21 protein-coding genes and 1 pseudogene are annotated in these 16,731 nt (G+C 30.6%); 9 read left to right on the top strand and 13 right to left on the bottom strand.

Annotated features, from left to right (window positions below; translation table 11 throughout):
• Positions 1-14: 14 nt before the first annotated feature.
• Entirely contained in the window at positions 15-560 is a 546-nt protein-coding gene (gldI, locus tag ACLII3_RS11325; protein WP_412984346.1) for a gliding motility-associated peptidyl-prolyl isomerase GldI, read from the bottom strand.
• The gene (locus ACLII3_RS11330; RefSeq protein ID WP_412984347.1) at positions 557-1,573 is read right to left on the bottom strand and encodes a DHH family phosphoesterase; all 1,017 of its coding nucleotides are present in this window, start codon (positions 1,571-1,573) and stop codon (positions 557-559) included. The genes gldI and ACLII3_RS11330 overlap by 4 nt, the downstream gene beginning before the upstream one ends.
• An 88-nt stretch (positions 1,574-1,661) precedes the next feature.
• Here ACLII3_RS11330 and ACLII3_RS11335 point away from each other — a divergent pair, with 88 nt between their 5' ends.
• Positions 1,662-2,081 carry a nucleoside-diphosphate kinase gene (locus ACLII3_RS11335; RefSeq protein ID WP_412984348.1) on the top strand — a complete coding sequence of 140 codons (420 nt, stop codon included), beginning with the start codon at positions 1,662-1,664 and terminating at the stop codon, positions 2,079-2,081.
• Between the two features lie 230 nt (positions 2,082-2,311).
• Here the strand turns inward: ACLII3_RS11335 and ACLII3_RS11340 are convergent, their stop codons facing one another.
• Genes ACLII3_RS11340 through recF form a run of 3 tightly spaced genes read right to left on the bottom strand, consistent with a single transcriptional unit; the run spans position 2,312 to position 4,108 of the window.
• Entirely contained in the window at positions 2,312-2,608 is a 297-nt protein-coding gene (locus ACLII3_RS11340) for a DUF721 domain-containing protein (RefSeq protein ID WP_412984349.1), read from the bottom strand.
• The gene (locus ACLII3_RS11345) at positions 2,608-3,024 is read right to left on the bottom strand and encodes a hypothetical protein (RefSeq protein WP_412984350.1); all 417 of its coding nucleotides are present in this window, start codon (positions 3,022-3,024) and stop codon (positions 2,608-2,610) included. Before ACLII3_RS11345 ends, ACLII3_RS11340 begins: the two co-directional genes overlap by 1 nt.
• A 4-nt stretch (positions 3,025-3,028) precedes the next feature.
• Positions 3,029-4,108: a DNA replication/repair protein RecF gene (recF, locus tag ACLII3_RS11350; protein WP_412984351.1), complete on the bottom strand. Its 1,080-nt coding sequence runs from the start codon at positions 4,106-4,108 to the stop codon at positions 3,029-3,031.
• A gap of 116 nt (positions 4,109-4,224) precedes the next feature.
• On the opposite strand from recF, the gene ACLII3_RS11355 reads away from it, so the two are divergent.
• The 8 genes from ACLII3_RS11355 (at position 4,225) to ACLII3_RS11390 (ending at position 10,660) form a co-directional block, all read left to right on the top strand.
• Positions 4,225-4,992, top strand: coding sequence for a tetratricopeptide repeat protein (locus tag ACLII3_RS11355; protein ID WP_412984352.1), 768 nt, complete (start codon positions 4,225-4,227; stop codon positions 4,990-4,992).
• A 9-nt stretch (positions 4,993-5,001) separates the two neighbouring features.
• Complete coding sequence (gene ribH / locus ACLII3_RS11360; protein ID WP_412984353.1) at positions 5,002-5,487, top strand: 6,7-dimethyl-8-ribityllumazine synthase; 486 nt, start codon at positions 5,002-5,004, stop codon at positions 5,485-5,487.
• 108 nt (positions 5,488-5,595) lie between these two features.
• Entirely contained in the window at positions 5,596-5,832 is a 237-nt protein-coding gene (locus ACLII3_RS11365) for a hypothetical protein (RefSeq protein ID WP_412984354.1), read from the top strand.
• A gap of 16 nt (positions 5,833-5,848) precedes the next feature.
• Complete coding sequence (locus tag ACLII3_RS11370) at positions 5,849-6,124, top strand: riboflavin synthase subunit beta (protein ID WP_412984355.1); 276 nt, start codon at positions 5,849-5,851, stop codon at positions 6,122-6,124.
• Positions 6,125-6,130: 6 nt separating this feature from the next.
• Complete coding sequence (mutL, locus tag ACLII3_RS11375) at positions 6,131-7,990, top strand: DNA mismatch repair endonuclease MutL (protein ID WP_412984356.1); 1,860 nt, start codon at positions 6,131-6,133, stop codon at positions 7,988-7,990.
• Positions 7,991-7,992: 2 nt separating this feature from the next.
• Positions 7,993-8,751 (top strand): rhomboid family intramembrane serine protease, encoded by a 759-nt coding sequence (locus ACLII3_RS11380; RefSeq protein ID WP_412984357.1) that lies wholly within the window; start codon positions 7,993-7,995, stop codon positions 8,749-8,751.
• Entirely contained in the window at positions 8,752-9,627 is an 876-nt protein-coding gene (locus tag ACLII3_RS11385) for a rhomboid family intramembrane serine protease (protein ID WP_412984358.1), read from the top strand.
• A 7-nt stretch (positions 9,628-9,634) separates the two neighbouring features.
• Positions 9,635-10,660: an endonuclease/exonuclease/phosphatase family protein gene (locus ACLII3_RS11390; protein ID WP_412984359.1), complete on the top strand. Its 1,026-nt coding sequence runs from the start codon at positions 9,635-9,637 to the stop codon at positions 10,658-10,660.
• On the opposite strand, the gene ACLII3_RS11395 is transcribed toward ACLII3_RS11390, so the two are convergent.
• The 8 genes and pseudogenes from ACLII3_RS11395 to ACLII3_RS11430 all read right to left on the bottom strand — a co-directional run bounded on the left by ACLII3_RS11395 (position 10,649) and on the right by ACLII3_RS11430 (position 16,610).
• Positions 10,649-10,957 carry a DUF6122 family protein gene (locus ACLII3_RS11395; RefSeq protein WP_412984360.1) on the bottom strand — a complete coding sequence of 103 codons (309 nt, stop codon included), beginning with the start codon at positions 10,955-10,957 and terminating at the stop codon, positions 10,649-10,651. The two genes, ACLII3_RS11390 and ACLII3_RS11395, sit on opposite strands and share 12 nt — an antisense overlap.
• Positions 10,950-11,573 carry a WbqC family protein gene (locus ACLII3_RS11400; protein ID WP_412984361.1) on the bottom strand — a complete coding sequence of 208 codons (624 nt, stop codon included), beginning with the start codon at positions 11,571-11,573 and terminating at the stop codon, positions 10,950-10,952. Before ACLII3_RS11400 ends, ACLII3_RS11395 begins: the two co-directional genes overlap by 8 nt.
• 17 nt (positions 11,574-11,590) lie before the next feature.
• Entirely contained in the window at positions 11,591-11,980 is a 390-nt protein-coding gene (locus tag ACLII3_RS11405) for an RDD family protein (protein WP_412987915.1), read from the bottom strand.
• A 33-nt stretch (positions 11,981-12,013) separates the two neighbouring features.
• A pseudogene (lepB, locus tag ACLII3_RS11410) lies at positions 12,014-13,606 on the bottom strand (signal peptidase I); the annotation flags it as partial.
• A 60-nt stretch (positions 13,607-13,666) separates the two neighbouring features.
• Complete coding sequence (gene dapB, locus ACLII3_RS11415; protein ID WP_412984362.1) at positions 13,667-14,371, bottom strand: 4-hydroxy-tetrahydrodipicolinate reductase; 705 nt, start codon at positions 14,369-14,371, stop codon at positions 13,667-13,669.
• Positions 14,372-14,375: 4 nt separating this feature from the next.
• The gene (locus ACLII3_RS11420) at positions 14,376-14,954 is read right to left on the bottom strand and encodes a DUF5683 domain-containing protein (protein WP_412984363.1); all 579 of its coding nucleotides are present in this window, start codon (positions 14,952-14,954) and stop codon (positions 14,376-14,378) included.
• Positions 14,944-15,843 carry a ParB/RepB/Spo0J family partition protein gene (locus ACLII3_RS11425; protein WP_412984364.1) on the bottom strand — a complete coding sequence of 300 codons (900 nt, stop codon included), beginning with the start codon at positions 15,841-15,843 and terminating at the stop codon, positions 14,944-14,946. The genes ACLII3_RS11420 and ACLII3_RS11425 overlap by 11 nt, the downstream gene beginning before the upstream one ends.
• Positions 15,843-16,610 (bottom strand): ParA family protein, encoded by a 768-nt coding sequence (locus ACLII3_RS11430; protein WP_412984365.1) that lies wholly within the window; start codon positions 16,608-16,610, stop codon positions 15,843-15,845. The genes ACLII3_RS11425 and ACLII3_RS11430 overlap by 1 nt, the downstream gene beginning before the upstream one ends.
• Positions 16,611-16,731: the final 121 nt, after the last annotated feature.

Below are 16,731 nucleotides of genomic sequence, written 5' to 3' on the forward strand. Positions count from 1 at the left end.
TCGTGCGTTTTAAATTAATTAGTTTCTTTTTGAGTAATACTGTTTATAGTAACAGTACATATTATAGGAATGTTGTTTCCTATTTTGTTTTCGTCACCATAATAGCCATATGCTTTTTGCGAAGGAAATAAAAATGTTACTGTTTCGCCAGTTTTCATGAGTTTTAATCCTTCTCTAAGACCAGAAAATAATTCTTCTTGATCCATAGCGTAGGTTTTCGTTTTTAATTCTTCTTGAGAATAAATAGTTTTTCCTTTTAAGTCTTTTACATCGTAATTAAAGTTTACTAAGTCACCAAAAATTGGAGTGGCTAAACTGTCTTCAATTTTAGTGTTATAGTAATACCAAAAACCATTTTGAGAAGCAATAAAATTTGTTTCTGGGTTTTCTTTTATAATGTTTTGAATGAGGTCGTATTCTTTTTCATTAAGTTTCTTGTTTCTCTCTACCGATTCGTCGATAAAAGAACCAGAACTTATAGTTACAGGTTTTCTAGCTTCAGGAGTTTTGCAACTAGAAAAGCTTAATAATACTATTAATGCTATAAATATTTTTTTCACGAGTTGAGGTCTTGTTTATACTGTGGTAATATACTAATAAAATTATCAACTGTTTCTTTAAGGCTTAAATGACTTCTTCCACCTGCAGCGTTGATATGTCCACCACCATTAAAATGATTTCTGGAAAATGTATTTACATCAAAATTACCTTTAGAACGTAATGAGATTTTTACAATATTCTCTTTATGATTTTCAATAAAAATAGCAGCAAATTTTACTCCCTCAACAGATAATCCGTAGTTTACGACACCTTCAGTATCTCCTTTTTTGAAATTGAATTTATTTAATTCGTTTTGAGATAGTGTAATGTAAGCAGCATTATATTCAGGTAATACTTTTAAATTACTTAATGCGCAGCCTAATAGTTGTAAACGATTATAACTATTTGTGTCATATACATTGTTATGTACTTGAGCATTATTTACACCTTTATCAATAAGGTCAGCAATTACACGATGTGTTGTACTTGTAGTTGACGGAAATCTAAAAGAACCAGTATCTGTCATAATACCAGTATATAATGCCTCTCCAATAGTTTTATTAATTAAATTAACATCGCCTAACATGTCTAAAAAGTGGTATACCATTTCACAGGTAGAACACATGTTAACATCAGAATATACATATTTTGCATAGTCATCTGGTTGTTGATGATGATCAATAATTATTTTAATGGCTTTAGCATTTTCTATAGGTGTTTCCATGTCTCCAGTTCTATGCAATGCATTAAAATCCAACGTAAAAATAATATTAGCTTCATTTATTAGACTTTCAGCCTTTTCTTGTTCAGCATCAAACTTAATGATTGTGTCTTCTCCAGGAATCCATTTCAAAAAATGAGGATAATCGTTAGGAGCAATAACTACCACATTATGATTTTTATTCTTCAAATAATGATAAAGTGCAAGTGTAGAACCTATAGCGTCTCCATCTGGGTTTTTATGAGGAACAATTACTATATTTTGAGTATTTGAAAGTAATTGTTTTATTTCTGAAATGTCATTTTTTGTCATAGACAGCGAAGATACAATTTTTTAAAGATGACAAGACTTGTTTTTAACAAGTAATTAGTTATTTTTGCAGCAAATTTAAACACATATAATGGCAACAAATAGAACATTTACAATGCTTAAGCCAGATTCTGTTGAAAAAGGGAATATTGGCGCAATATTAGAAAAAATCACTGCTTCAGGTTTTAGAATTGTAGCAATGAAGTTAACTCAAATGACTAAGGCAGATGCTGAAGCGTTTTACGCAATTCATAACGAGCGTCCATTTTTTGGAGAGTTAGTTGAGTATATGACAAGAGGACCAATTGTAGCTGCAATTTTAGAAAAAGAAAATGCTGTTGAAGATTTTAGAACTTTAATCGGTTCTACAAATCCTGCTGAAGCTGCTGAAGGTACTATTCGTAAAATGTATGCTGCTTCTATTGGAGAAAATGCTGTTCACGGAAGTGATAGTGATGAGAATGCTGCTATTGAAGGTGCTTTCCATTTTTCAGGTAGAGAAATGTTCTAGTATACAATATTAGACAAGTTATATAATATAAAAACAGCCATCTATTTTAGATGGCTGTTTTTTTGTTTTATATGTAAGCCTCAATAACATAAGTAGGCTAAACACATGGTAAAACTAACTAACTAGACTAACTAAAAACAAGAAACTGTTAGGGTTTCTATATTTGTTGATAAAATTAGTCTATTAGTTAAAGCAAAACAATACGTAGAATTACGTATTTTTTGTAGTAGTTATCTTAAAACAAGCTTTGTAATAAGGTTTTTACCTAAAGATTCGTTAAGCATTGCAATAATCTTTTCTTTGCCATAACTTAATTCTTCTCTAAGTACCGAAGAGCTTAATTCTACATATAAGGTGTCTTGGTGTAATTTTACACTAGTTGTATAGTTGTTAACACCATTACCCATTAAATTAGCCCAAGCATCTTTAACATTTACGCTATCTAGCCCTTTTTGAAGATTGTTTTCTTGAACAAATTCTTTAAGAACATCACTTATTTTTAAGTTTTCGTTATGACGCTTGCTCATTATTCTATATTTATTGGTGTATAAGGTTTATAAGTGTAAATAAATCCTTCTGCATTTGTAATTATTAACTCTTCTTTAGTGACCTTTTTTATGGTTTCTATAAAGGTAACGTTATTAGAGTTGTATTCTATTTGTAATAAATTATTTTCAGTAATTAATGAAAATGGAATTTCATGTTGTGTAACCATAAATTTACCATTTAGATTTGGACTTACTTTTTTTCTATAACCAGTTAAGTCGTCTTTAACTTCAAAATAATCTACTGTAGTACTAATTGTATATTCTTTTACAATTTTGTTATCTTTTTTTACATTAACAATTTCCCAATAGCCTTTAATTAAAGGAATTTGAGTTGAAACATCATTTGAGCAGTTTGTTAAAATAATTAGGCTTAAAACAAGAATTAATCGCTTCATGATATTATAATTTAAATATTTGATAGGTTTGATGTACACTTTTTATGGCAGCTTCAGTACGATCTGTATGTGTGTCGCTAATAAATAATTGTCCAAAATTTTCGGCGTCTACTAATTTAATGATTTGTGCAACACGTTGTTCGTCCAACTTGTCAAAAATATCATCCAGTAATAAAATAGGATTTACACCACTTTGTTGTTTAATAAAGTCAAACTGTGCCAATTTTAAAGCAATTAAAAATGATTTTTGCTGACCTTGACTTCCAAACTTTTTAATAGGATAAGTTTCAATTTCAAAGCTTAAATCATCTTTATGTATACCTACACTTGTATATTGTAGTGTTTTATCTTTGTTGATGTTTTCTTTTAAAAGTGATTTTAAGTCTGAGTTAAATAAATGGCTTTTGTAATTTAAATTAACTGTTTCGCTATTATTACTAATAGCTTCATAGCGGGATTTAAAAATAGGAATAAACGTTTCTAGAAACGCTTTTCTTTTTTCAAATATTAATTGCCCAAATTCAACTAACTGAAAATCATAAATATCTAATGAGTCTTGATTGAAAGTGTTGTTTAAAGCAAAGTATTTTAATAGTGAATTACGTTGAGACAGCGTTTTATTATATTTAATTAAATAGTCTAAATACACTTTATCACTTTGCGATATTACACCATCAATAAATTTACGTCTTATATCACTACCTTCAATAATTAAATCTCTATCAGCTGGCGAAATAATAACTAAAGGTAAAAAGCCTATATGGTCACTAAAGCGTTCGTAAATTTTTCCATTTCTCTTAATGACTTTTTTTTGGCCTTTTTTAAGTGAAACAATAATTTTTTCATCACGTTCATCCTTATTATAAAGTCCATCAACAACAAAAAAATCTTCATTATGCTTTATGTTTTGTGAGGCGACAGGGTTAAAATAACTCTTACCAAATGATAAATGATAAATTGCGTCTAAAACATTGGTTTTTCCAACGCCATTGGCACCAACAAAGCAGTTTATTTTTGAGTCAAACTCAAAAAACTGTGAGTCAAAATTTTTATAATTAAGAAGTGATAATGTTTTTAGAATCATATAAAAATGCCTTTAAAGCATAAAAAGGAGGTGCAAATTATTGAAAAATAACAAATAAATAGCCTTTTTTTTACCAATAAAAATTATATTTTTGCGAGCGCAATAATTAAGAATATATGGCAACTTATAAGAAAAGAGGATATAAACCTAAAACAAAGGTTGAAAAAGTTGAGGCTATTGAAGAAAACTCAACAACTGCAGAAGTATTTAACACTTTAGATGAAAGTGCTTCTAAAACCGAAGATTGGGTTATTAAAAATCAAAAGAACATTTTTATTATTGTTGGTTTAGTTGCAGCAGTAGTTTTAGGTTATTTAGGATATAATAAACTTATCCAAGAACCTAAGGAAAGCGAAGCTATGAACGACATGTTTAAAGCTCAGCAATATTTTGAACAAGCTGTTAATGGAGTAGAGAAAGATTCTTTATTCAACTTATCTCTAAATGGAGGAGAAGGAAAATATGGAATGCTTGATATAGCTAAAGAATATAGTGGTACAAAAGCTGGAAACCTTGCTAACTATTACGCAGGAATGTCTTACTTAAACCTTAAGGATTACCAAAACGCAATTGCTTATTTAGATAAGTTTTCTAGTAGCGATGATGTTTTAGGTCCTATCGCAAAAGGTGGTATTGGTGATGCATTTGTACAGTTAGAGCAATTAGATAATGCTTACGATTACTATGTACAAGCTGCAAACTTAAAGAGTAACGATTATACAACACCAATGTACTTGTACAAGGCTGGAAATATTGCAATGCAATTAGATAAAAATGCTGAAGCATTAAAGTTCTTTAATAGAATTAAAGATGAATTCTCAACAAGTGCAGAAGCTGCTAATATTGATGTATTTATAGGAAAAGCAGAAGCAGCTAATAACTAATAAGAAGTTATGGCAACTGAAAATAAAAATTTATCACAATACGATAAAGCTACAATCCCAAGCGCGAAAGACTTTCGGTTTGGGATTGTTGTTTCTGAATGGAACGATACTATTACAGAAGGACTATATAAAGGTGCTTATGAAGCATTGGTAGATTGTGGTGCAAAAGAAGAGCACATTCACAGAATGGATGTTCCTGGCAGTTTTGAATTAGTATATGGTTGCAAAAAAATGCAAGAACATCGTGTTAATGCTGTTATTGCAATTGGTTGTGTAATTCAAGGAGAAACCAAACATTTTGATTTTGTGTGTGATGGTGTAACTCAAGGCATAAAAGACTTGAATATTATGCATGATACACCTGTGATTTTTTGTGTGTTAACAGATAATACCATGCAGCAATCTATTGATAGATCTGGAGGTAAACACGGAAATAAAGGTACAGAAGCAGCAATTGCAGCTATAAAAATGGCACATCTACGCCAAACTTCGTAATTTATTATTTAGCTTTTATTTGCTACTATGTTAACAAAATTTGGCATTTGTTAGCTAAGAGTTAGTTGTATTTTAAGTACATTTGAAATACAAGCAAAAGGTACAATTTTGTTAAAGCAACGTAAGAATAAACGATTTAATTACACACCTCGTTACGCAAAGGATTCAGAAGGTAATCTAGTAAAAGATGACGCTTCAAAATCTAATGGTTTTGCGTTTAAATGGCAAAGAGCTAGGGAGGCTAATAAAAATAAAGGAAGTAAAGGGTTTTCTTTACGTTTTCTAATTCTTATTTTGGTATTATTATTGATTTGCATGTATGTATTAGATAAAAAATACATGTAACATAAATCAAGATATTATGGGAATTCTAAAAACAAGAAAGAATAAAAAGTACGATTACAAACCTCGCTTTTATAAAGGTGAAGGGAGCCCTTATGAGATAAAACATAAATTTGACGATAACCGAAAAACAATAGGTAATCCAGGACTTAAAGGCAAGTTTAACAATGCGATAGAAGATTATAAAGAAAACCCAAACGAAGAAGCTAATAGACGAGTGTTAATTGTTATAGCTGTTCTGGTTTTAATCTTTTTGTTCATCATTGATTTTGACTTGACTATTTTCTTTTCATAGATGTAAATGGCAGATATAATACAATTATTACCAGATCATGTAGCTAATCAAATTGCTGCAGGAGAGGTTGTGCAACGACCAGCTTCTGTAGTTAAAGAATTATTAGAAAACTCTATTGATGCTGGTGCAAATACAATTAAACTAATTATAAAAGAAGCTGGTAAAACACTTATTCAAGTTATAGATAACGGAAAGGGAATGAGTGTTACAGATGCACGTTTAAGTTTTGAACGACATGCAACTTCAAAAATAAAATCGGCCGAAGATTTATTTAACTTAAATACCAAGGGATTTAGAGGAGAAGCATTAGCAAGTATAGCAGCAATTGCTCATGTAGAGTTAAAAACTAAACAAGAAGCTGACGATATTGGCACACAAATAAAAATTGAAGGTAGTGAAGTTGTTAGTCAAGACCCTGTAGTTATCCCTAAAGGTACGTCAATTGCTGTAAAGAATTTGTTTTATAATATTCCTGCTAGACGAAATTTTTTAAAGTCTAATACTGTTGAATTAAGACACATTATTGATGAATTTCATCGTGTAACGTTGGCACATCCTTCAATTTCGTTTTCTATGCACCATAATGGAAGTGAGTTGTTTAATTTACCAGAAAGTAATAACAGACAACGTATTGTAAATACTTTTGGAGGTAAAACCAATGAAAAATTAGTGCCAGTTGAAGAGGTTACCGAAGTCTTAAAGATTTCTGGTTTTGTTGGTAAGCCTGAATTTGCTAGAAAAACGCGAGGTGAACAGTTCTTTTTTGTAAATAATAGATTTATTAAAAGCTCTTATTTAAACCATGCAATAAATGCTGCTTTTGAAGGTTTGTTAAGAGATAATACACATGCTAGTTACTTTTTGTATTTAGAAGTTGATCCACAAACCATAGATATCAATATTCATCCTACTAAAACAGAAATAAAGTTTGATGATGAGCATACACTGTATGCCATTTTACGTTCAGCTGTAAAACATAGTTTGGGTCAGTTTAATATTGCACCTATTTTAGATTTTGAACGTGATAGTAACTTAGATACACCATATAATTATCAAGGTAAATCTGCTCATACACCACATGTGGAGGTTGATAGAGGGTTTAATCCATTTGTTGACGAAAAGCCTAAATCAACAGTAGCTTCATCAAGTATGAGCTTTAAAAAAGAACCTGTTGCTAGTTGGGAAAGCTTATATGTAGGTTTAGAATCAAAAGGAAATGAAGTAAGTGGTAATTTTAGTGAAGTTCAGTTTGAAACTGATGAGATGACATCATCTATGTTTGATGAAGAAGAGACTAAAAAGATTCAAAAAACGTTTCAGTTACATAATAAGTATATTGTAAACACTATAAAATCTGGAATGTTAGTGATTGATCAAAATAGAGCGCATCAACGTGTGCTATATGAAGACTTTTTACAGCAAATTACAGTTAAAGAAGCAGTAAGTCAGCAGTTGTTATTTCCGCTGGAATTAAAGTTTTCTAATACAGAAGTTGTAATAATAAAAGAATTACAATCGCAATTAGAACAAACAGGCTTTGTGTTTTCTAAGTTAGATAATGAAGCTATAGAAGTTTCAGGAATTCCTGTAAGCGTTAAGGAAAGTAATATAAATGCAATTTTAGAGCAGATTATCAGCGATGTAGAAAATGATGTGCCAGATAATAACCATTTTAGCCAAAGTGATTTATTAGCAAAATCTTTAGCAAAAAGTTTAGCAATAAAGAATGGTAATAGATTAACTATTCCAGAGCAAGAGCATTTAGTTAATAGTTTATTTGCTTGTAAAGAGCCATCAATTTCACCTACTAATAGAACAACTTTTATTACGATGAAAGTAAATGATATAGATAAAAAATTTAATTAAGCATGAGAGGAATAACAGATACAGTAAAGCATTTACTTATCATTAATGTGTTAATGTTTATTGGTACTTATGCAATAGGCCAAAATGAACTGTTTTATAGCTTATTTGCTTTGTTTTTTCCTGGTAACGATTTATTTCAGCCATGGCAAGTACTAACACATATGTTTATGCATGGTGGCATACAACATATTTTGTTTAATATGTTAGCCTTATGGATGTTTGGTACTGCAGTAGAACAAGTTTTTGGCAAGAAGAAATTTATTTTCTTTTATTTTTCAGCTGGTCTAGGCGCTGCAGGATTGCAAATTGCTTACTTGTATTTTAAGTTTAATTCTGGGTTAAATACATTGATAGCTTCTGGGTTTGGTAAGGATCAGGTAATTGAAGTATTAGCTTCTTCATATAACAGATATGACACAAGATGGTTGGAGGTTATGGATATGACTCAATTGGAGAGTTTTGTCGGAGCCTTTAATACAACTATGGTTGGAGCATCTGGAGCAATAATGGGAATTTTAGTTGCCTTTGGAATGTTATTTCCTAATAGTAAATTAATGTTAATCTTTTTTCCGGTTCCAGTAAAAGCTAAATACTTTATTCCTGGAATAATAGCATTAGACTTATTTTCTGCCTTAACAGGTGTTTCTATTTTTAGTCCAAGTAATACAGCTTATGTAGCTCATATAGGAGGAGCACTTACTGGGTTTTTGATGATGTATTTTTGGAAGAAAGATCAATTTGATAAATATCGTTGGAATTAAATGACCTCTTTAAATCAAGATATAAAAGACAAACTAGGTAGGCTAACCATTTTTGAGAAGATAATTCTTGCTAATACGTTTATCTACTTTATAGGTTGGGTTATTTCTAAGGTTGGTAATACATCACGATTACAAAGTTTAAATTGGTTGGTGTTGCCAAAAGATATTTCTGCATTTATTTTAAAGCCTTGGTCAATTATTACCTATGGATTTACACACATAGATTTTTGGCACTTATTTTTTAATATGCTGGTGTTATACTTTGTAGGACGTTCGTTTGCAAACCTATTTAATACTAAGCTGTCTTTAAATGTGTACTTGTTAGGAATTATTTCTGGCGCATTAGCATTTTTATTAGCCTATAATGTGTATCCACAAGGATTTTTAAAGAATGTTGGGCCTGTTTTAGGAGCTTCGGCTGGTGTAAGAGCAGCGCTAATATTTTTATGTGCTTATATGCCTAATTATGAAGTGAATTTATTAACTATCAGAATAAAACTATGGTACATTGGTCTAGCAATGATATTATTAGATCTTCCAGGATTGTTTACATCTAATGCGGGCGGAACAATCGCTCATATTGGAGGTTATATATTGGGATATTTTTATGCTACAAGATTATTGAAAGGAAGAGATATTGGTAAAGGTTTTGAGCGCTTTATGGATAGTGTTACAGGTATGTTTTCTTTTAAGAAAGGCAATTTAAAAACGGTGCATAAGGGAAAGAATAAAGATTTTGCTGGACATACTAAAGACGAGTTTAACGAGTTTAATAAACAAAAGCAAATAGATATAATTCTTGAGAAAATAGGAAAGAGTGGTTACGAGAGTTTAACTAAGGAAGAAAAAGAATTTTTATTTAGAGCAGGGAAATAAATAGTATTTGAAAAAACTAAGCTTCATAGAGAAAATAGTATTCTTTATAAATTCGCTCATAGCGATGATGTTGCTTCTGTCTTATCTTCTTGCATATGTACAACCAAAACATTTTTCATTACTTTCTGTTTTAAGTTTAGGAGTTCCGTTACTTATTTTATTAAACATCTTATTTGTAATTTATTGGTTGTTAAAGGTTAAAAAACAATTATTACTTTCGTTAATAGTTTTACTCATAGGCTATAAATATGTAACATCATTACATAAGTTTTCGGCATCAAAAGATATAGAAAATGCGAACAATATATCTGTAATGAATTATAACGTTCGTTTGTTTAATCTTTATAATTGGATTGATGAAGATGGTATAGAAGCTAAGATTGTTGATTTTGTAAAAAAAGAAAGTCCAGATATTATTAGCTTTCAAGAATATCATCCCCATGAAAATATAGACCTATCTTTTTATAAGTATAAATACGAAGCATTATCAGGAAAAAGAGTTAAGTATGGTCAAGCTATATATTCTAAGTTTCCAATCATAAACTCAGGTTCGGTTGAATTTCCTAATACAGCTAATAATGCCATTTTTGCCGATGTTGTAAGAGGTAATGATACCCTTAGAGTGTATAATGTACATTTACAGTCTTCTGGAATTAATCCACATGTTGAGCAGCTAGATAAAGAAGAATCTGAACGTTTATTTAAGCGCATAGGAGAAACTTTTAAGATGCAACAAGAACAAGCAGAACTGTTTGTTAAACATAAGGAGAAATCGCCTTATAAAGTAATAGTATGTGGCGATTTTAATAATACAGCATACTCATATGCTTACAGGTCTATTAAAGGTGATTTAATGGATACTTTTGAAGTAGGAGGTAACGGTTTTGGACGTACATTTCAATTTAAATATTTTCCAGTACGAATAGACTTTATTTTAGCAGATGAAAGTTTTAATGTTAACTATTTTAAAACTTTTGATGAAAGATTGTCTGATCATTTTCCAATTATGACTAAGATAAGTTTACATGAGTAAGCAATCTGTATAATCAGCTATAATATGAATACATAATCCTATTGCAAGTATGCGTGTTTTTTTAGGGATAAGCATAATTATATATGCAGTAATTGCATAGTAGGAGTGAAGCGGATGAAAGTTTATACTACACCTGTTTGGGTCAAAAATTGGATTAGCTAGTAAATGATCTAAATCAATAAGCATTGTACTTATTAAAATTATAAAAACAATTTTCCACTTAGATTTATAAAAGAAAACTGCTATTAAAAGTGGAACTAAAAAATGTATGCCATAATGAGCTAAAGGTCTATACATTATTGTCTAGTAGTGTTATGTTTTGACTTTCTATATAAGTTAATGCATTTGGACCTTCGTTAAATAGTAAATCCAAAATGCTTAAGTTGTTTATAAAACCATGTTTGTTTGAGAATACTTGTGTGTAAGGCTCAAAATGTTTGATCGTTTCTTTTCTAGCATTTACTAAAAAACGATAATCGTTTGTAATATCTTTTTCGTAAGTAGTAGAGGTCTTGTAGTCGAGTTCTAATTGTAAACAATCAAGAATAGTTTCCAGGCATTTAAAATTAAAATCCATGACAAACTTTTGAGGTGTCTCAAATAAATGAATTAACTCATCTTCATAGTACTCAAAAAAAGGGGATGTTTTATATGCACTTTCAAGAGATTTCCAATGAATAGATTGCCATTTACTATCATTAGCTATTCTAACATCTTTAAAAAGTTGCCTGTTTTTTTGTGTGTAATTTACAGGGACATTCAAAGCTAATTTACCATTAGCTCCATAAATGTAAGCTCGGTTTCTATAGGTTTGCTTTTGATAATTATCGCATACTTCAAAAACTGTAGTTTTTGCTTTAGCAAGTGCTACAAAGTTTGCAATATTTGGGAAATATGTTGAATGAAGTAGCATTAAGTCTTTGTTATTTCTTAAGTTCTCTTTATGACAACAGAATTAGCAACAAAATCGTGAATTGCTTTTTTCTTTTCATTTCCGGAAATTGTTATTAATGAAACCCAACCAAGTAAAGCTTTTAGAATAAATCTAATCACAGCTAATGGGAATGAAATATTTTTATTTAAGTCACCTTCTTTTCTTACAGTTATTTTGGATAAGCTATGACCAATAGTTCCTCCGTTTATTGAAGTTAATAATGGATCATACAAAATGAAGATAATTAGAAAAGCTATTATCTTTACTAATTTTGAAACAGACTCAAACTGAGTAAATAATTCTGATACTAAGAAAATTGCTATAATTATAATGATAGAATCTATTATTGCCGCTTGAATTCTATCTTTAATAGCAGCAAATTTAATTTCAGAGTCAGAATTGTTTTCTAAATCTAAGGCTTTATTCTTTTTCCACCATTTGTTAAATAGAACATATCCTATAAGTAATAAGATAAAAGGAATGAAATAAGAGGTTGAATTGCCACTACCATGAACGGTTGTAAATACACGATCCCATCGTATTTTGTTTAGGCCTTTTGCATTGCTGTTAAAGCTCATCCATATAAATACAGGTTTACCAACTACGTGATCAAATGGTACAAATCCCCAAGCTCTTGCATCTATAGAGTTATGACGATTATCTCCCATCATCCAATAATAATCTTGTTTAAAAGTGTATGATGTAGTTAGTTGGTCGTTTATAAAAATTTGATTGCCCTCAACTCTTAAAGTGTTGCCTTCGTACTCTGTGATTAAACGTTTGTAAAGTGGTAAATTTTCAACAGTGATGTTCATAGATTTTCCAGCTTCTGGAATGTAGAGAGGTCCAAAAAAATCTCTATTCCAGTTGTAATTCGGGTCATGAGGAAATATACTGCTGTCCCTTTTTCCTTTTGGTTCGATAAGTTTATCCAAACTAGCTACACTAGGATGGTTTTTAAATAGTTTTATGGCGTTATCTGATGCAGCAGGTAAAAATACACCGTTGTCTTTAGTTCCATAAATACCATCAGTAATATCGTATCTATCAATAAGTGTTTGGTAGATGTTATTATTAAAACCTTTACCTTCTTTTAAATTTACTTGGTAACTAAACTGCAAATGAGCTCTATCTGGTAGCTCGTTTTGTTTCCCATTTATATATACATAACCATCTCTAATTTCTAATGTGTCACCAGCAATTGCTACACAACGTTTAACGAGGTTGGTTTTTTTATCTATAGGTTTGTAATAATTTCGGTCTGGTCTAAAATCGTTCATATCCAACAACGTATCTGCTGGTTGATTAAATACAACAATTTCATTTCTATCTATCTTTTCAAAACCAGGAAGTCTTAAGTAAGGTAATTGTAACTTATTTATTAATGATGTGTTTTTCTTTTCAATATTGTCATTAAATAAGTATGATTTCTTTTTAAGTACAGGAATTGTATCATGAACCATTGGAGCTGCAACTGTTGTCATTGGTACTCTAGCTCCATAATTTACTTTACTCACTAATAAAAAGTCGCCTACCAACAGCGATTTTTCTAATGATGATGATGGAATAACATAAGGTTGAATAAAATAGGTGTGCACTAAGGTTGCGGCTACAATGGCAAATAAAATAGAGCTTGTCCAATCTCCTGATGAAGATTTAGGTTGTAAACTTCTATTTTCGATATAAGTAACATCAGCAGCATAGTTTAAATAGTAGCTATAAAAACCTAAAGTTAAAATAGCTAATGCTGTATCTAAATAAGTGTTTTTGCCAAAGCTTCTAGCTGTTTCAACCCAAACAACAGGAAACATGATTAAATTGATAATAGGTAAAAATAACAAGATAGTCCACCAAGGCGATCTATTAATTATCTTCATTAATATTATTGCATTATATACTGGAACAAATGCTTCCCAAGCTTTTCTACCTGCTTTAATATATAGTTTCCATGTACCTAAGCCATGTATAAGTTGAATAACAAGGAAAAATATTAACCATTGCGTCATTGTCATAATCGTAATTTTTAGCTGTTAGTTTGTGTTGTTAAAGTAATGTTACGTAAAGTTTTCAAATTAACCAATATTTAACACGTCGTTCATAGTGAATATACCTGTTTTACCTAAAATCCATTCTGCGGCAATTACAGCGCCTAAGGCAAAACCATCTCTGTTATGTGCAGTATGTTTAATTTCTAAACTATCTACATTAGAGTTGTAAAAAATACTATGTGTTCCTGGAACTTCTGGAGTTCTTATGGCTTCAATAGCGATGTCTTTTTCTTTGGTTGATTTGTCTAAAGACCAGCTAGCATAGTTTGAGTTTTCTATAATTCCTTCTGCTAAGGTAATGGCAGTTCCGCTAGGTGCATCAAGCTTTTGCGTATGATGAATTTCTTCCATGCTCACATTATATTGCGATAGGTTTTTCATCATTTTAGCTAGTGTCTTATTTAATTCGAAAAAGATATTTACACCTAGACTAAAATTAGAAGCGTAAATAAAAGCACCATCACGTTCTTTACATAATGCTACCATATTGTCATAGTCATTCAACCATCCAGTTGTACCAGAAATTACAGGTACACCATTTTTAAAACAATTAGAGATGTTTTTGGTTGCAGCACTAGGAATACTAAAATCTATAGCAACATCTGCTTCACTTATGTTGTAATCTTTTGAGTCTTTTCCAATTTTTAATACAACGGTATGACCTCTTTCTATAGCTATACGTTCTATAACTTTTCCCATTTTGCCATAGCCAAGTAATGCTATTTTCATTAGCTTAAAATTTAAAATCTAAGGTTAATCCAAGGTTTGTAGACGCATCTCGTTCATTGAACTTAAAATGAGGCTTCAAAGCCAAATTATCGTCAACATTGTATTGTAGTAAGTGGGCGTCAACATTGGCATCAATAATGTTTAAAGCATAAATGCCTATGGTAACTAATAAGGATATTTCTTTATTTCTTTTTAAAGTACGTTGCGCTCTAATTAAAGCATCATTAGATATTTGTGGTGTACTACCACCTCCCCAAAATTCATCATCGGTAAAACCAGCTAGTCTACGCTTATAAGCATCTCTATATCTATCGTATTCTTTGTCGTTGTCTAAATAAAAATAAATTCCTGTACCTAATGCTGCATAAACGATAGGTATTTTCCAGTATTTTTTATTGTATGCTTGACCAAGACCAGGTAAAACTGCAGAATAAAAAGCTGCTTTAGAAGGCGATAATGGGTTTAAAGGCTCTCTAATAATAGTGTCTTGAATAACTACATTCAATTCGTCAGTTTCTTTTTGAGCAGAAACCACAAGTGTAAATGCAATAAAGAAAAAGCTTAAAAGGAATTTACTTCGCACTTTCAATTAATTTTTTAATTCGATTAAAATCTTCTTCAGAATGGAACGGAATATTGATTGTTCCTTTACCTCTCTTAGAGACTTTAACGTTGATTTTGTGTCCAAAGTATTCAGAAAACTCTTTAATACCTTTTTTGATATATTTAGGAAGTTCTTCTTTTTTAGGAGCAATGACTTCAGAAGTATTTTTATAGTTTCTAACTAAATCTTCTGTGGCTCTAACCGATAATTTGTTAGTTAGTATTTTTTCGTAAATCTCTAATTGCTCAGTATGTTCTGGAATATTAATGATAGCTCTACCATGACCCATAGAAATAAAACCATCACGCATACCAGTTTGAATGATAGGATCTAGTTTTAAAAGTCTTAAGTAATTAGAAATTGTTGAACGTTTTTTTCCAACACGTTCACTCATTTGTTCCTGAGTAAGATTAATTTCATCTATTAAACGTTGGTAAGATAATGCCACTTCTATTGGGTCTAAATCTTGACGTTGAATATTTTCAACTAAAGCCATTTCTAACGACTCTTGGTCATTAGCAATACGTATGTATGCAGGAATTGTTTCTAATCCTATTAGCTTAGAAGCTCTAAAACGACGTTCACCAGAAACTAATTGAAACTTATTAAATCCTATTTTCCTAACTGTAATAGGTTGTATAATTCCTAACTCTCTAATGGAAGATGCTAGTTCTCGTAAAGCTTCTTCATTAAATTGAGTTCTTGGTTGAAAAGGATTGACTTCAATTGCGTTTAAATCTAGTTCAACAATATTACCAATAACTTTATCGGCATTTTTATCTTGAACAGATTTTATATCGTTAGAAGGATCTTGCAAAAGCGCAGATAGACCTCTACCTAATGCTTGTTTTTTTGTTGCTTTTGCCATTACGCTTCATTTTTATTAATAATTTCTTTAGCCAAACTTAAGTAATTAGTAGCGCCTTTACTACTTACATCATAGTTTATTATGCTTTCGCCATAACTAGGTGCTTCACCTAATCTAACATTACGTTGAATAATAGTTTGAAAAACCATATCGTTAAAATGTTTTTGAACTTCTTCAACAACTTGATTAGATAGTCTTAATCTAGAATCATACATTGTAAGTAATAGACCTTCAATATCTAAAGCTTGGTTATGAATTTTTTGAACACTTTTAATTGTATTTAATAATTTACCAAGACCTTCAAGAGCAAAATACTCACACTGAATAGGTATAATAACTGCATCTGCAGCAGTTAAAGCATTTAGTGTTAAAAGCCCTAAAGAAGGAGCACAGTCAATTAAAATATAATCGTAAGCTGTTTTTAAATGATCAACAGCTTTTTTTAACATGTATTCTCGATTTTCTTTATCTACCAACTCAATTTCAATAGCAACTAAGTCTATATGAGCAGGAATAATGTCAACATTTGGAGCGTTGGTTTTCAAAATACTTTCTTCTGCAGTACATGTGTGTTCAAGTAACTGATAAGTGCCAGTTTCTACTGATTCGACATCTATACCAAGTCCAGAAGTTGCGTTTGCTTGAGGGTCAGCATCAATAAGAAGTACTTTCTTCTCTAAAACACCTAGAGATGCAGCCAAATTTACTGAAGTCGTAGTTTTTCCAACGCCTCCTTTTTGATTGGCAATTGCTATTATTTTACCCATTAAATATTTTGATTTTTTATAAGCGTAAAAATACAATTATTTACGAGTATTAAAAATCTAACTTGTTAACAAAAAGTGAATAGTTAGTCAGGTGAATTTTTAGAATTAGTGTATTTGTTTA

The sequence above is a fragment of the Pontimicrobium sp. IMCC45349 genome (assembly GCF_047219225.1).
In the GTDB taxonomy this organism is placed as follows: domain Bacteria; phylum Bacteroidota; class Bacteroidia; order Flavobacteriales; family Flavobacteriaceae; genus IMCC45349.

What these genes read in the sequence shown, in the direction of transcription:
- ACLII3_RS11395 (WP_412984360.1), bottom strand. Translation starts at nt 10,957, where the DNA reads ATGTATAGACCTTTAGCTCATTATGGCATACATTTTTTAGTTCCACTT.
- ACLII3_RS11430 (WP_412984365.1), bottom strand. Translation starts at nt 16,610, where the DNA reads ATGGGTAAAATAATAGCAATTGCCAATCAAAAAGGAGGCGTTGGAAAA.
- ACLII3_RS11385 (WP_412984358.1), top strand. Translation starts at nt 8,752, where the DNA reads ATGACCTCTTTAAATCAAGATATAAAAGACAAACTAGGTAGGCTAACC.
- ACLII3_RS11330 (WP_412984347.1), bottom strand. Translation starts at nt 1,573, where the DNA reads ATGACAAAAAATGACATTTCAGAAATAAAACAATTACTTTCAAATACT.
- ribH (WP_412984353.1), top strand. Translation starts at nt 5,002, where the DNA reads ATGGCAACTGAAAATAAAAATTTATCACAATACGATAAAGCTACAATC.
- ACLII3_RS11345 (WP_412984350.1), bottom strand. Translation starts at nt 3,024, where the DNA reads ATGAAGCGATTAATTCTTGTTTTAAGCCTAATTATTTTAACAAACTGC.
- ACLII3_RS11340 (WP_412984349.1), bottom strand. Translation starts at nt 2,608, where the DNA reads ATGAGCAAGCGTCATAACGAAAACTTAAAAATAAGTGATGTTCTTAAA.
- ACLII3_RS11380 (WP_412984357.1), top strand. Translation starts at nt 7,993, where the DNA reads ATGAGAGGAATAACAGATACAGTAAAGCATTTACTTATCATTAATGTG.
- dapB (WP_412984362.1), bottom strand. Translation starts at nt 14,371, where the DNA reads ATGAAAATAGCATTACTTGGCTATGGCAAAATGGGAAAAGTTATAGAA.
- ACLII3_RS11335 (WP_412984348.1), top strand. Translation starts at nt 1,662, where the DNA reads ATGGCAACAAATAGAACATTTACAATGCTTAAGCCAGATTCTGTTGAA.
- ACLII3_RS11425 (WP_412984364.1), bottom strand. Translation starts at nt 15,843, where the DNA reads ATGGCAAAAGCAACAAAAAAACAAGCATTAGGTAGAGGTCTATCTGCG.
- ACLII3_RS11400 (WP_412984361.1), bottom strand. Translation starts at nt 11,573, where the DNA reads ATGCTACTTCATTCAACATATTTCCCAAATATTGCAAACTTTGTAGCA.
- recF (WP_412984351.1), bottom strand. Translation starts at nt 4,108, where the DNA reads ATGATTCTAAAAACATTATCACTTCTTAATTATAAAAATTTTGACTCA.
- ACLII3_RS11355 (WP_412984352.1), top strand. Translation starts at nt 4,225, where the DNA reads ATGGCAACTTATAAGAAAAGAGGATATAAACCTAAAACAAAGGTTGAA.
- mutL (WP_412984356.1), top strand. Translation starts at nt 6,131, where the DNA reads ATGGCAGATATAATACAATTATTACCAGATCATGTAGCTAATCAAATT.
- ACLII3_RS11370 (WP_412984355.1), top strand. Translation starts at nt 5,849, where the DNA reads ATGGGAATTCTAAAAACAAGAAAGAATAAAAAGTACGATTACAAACCT.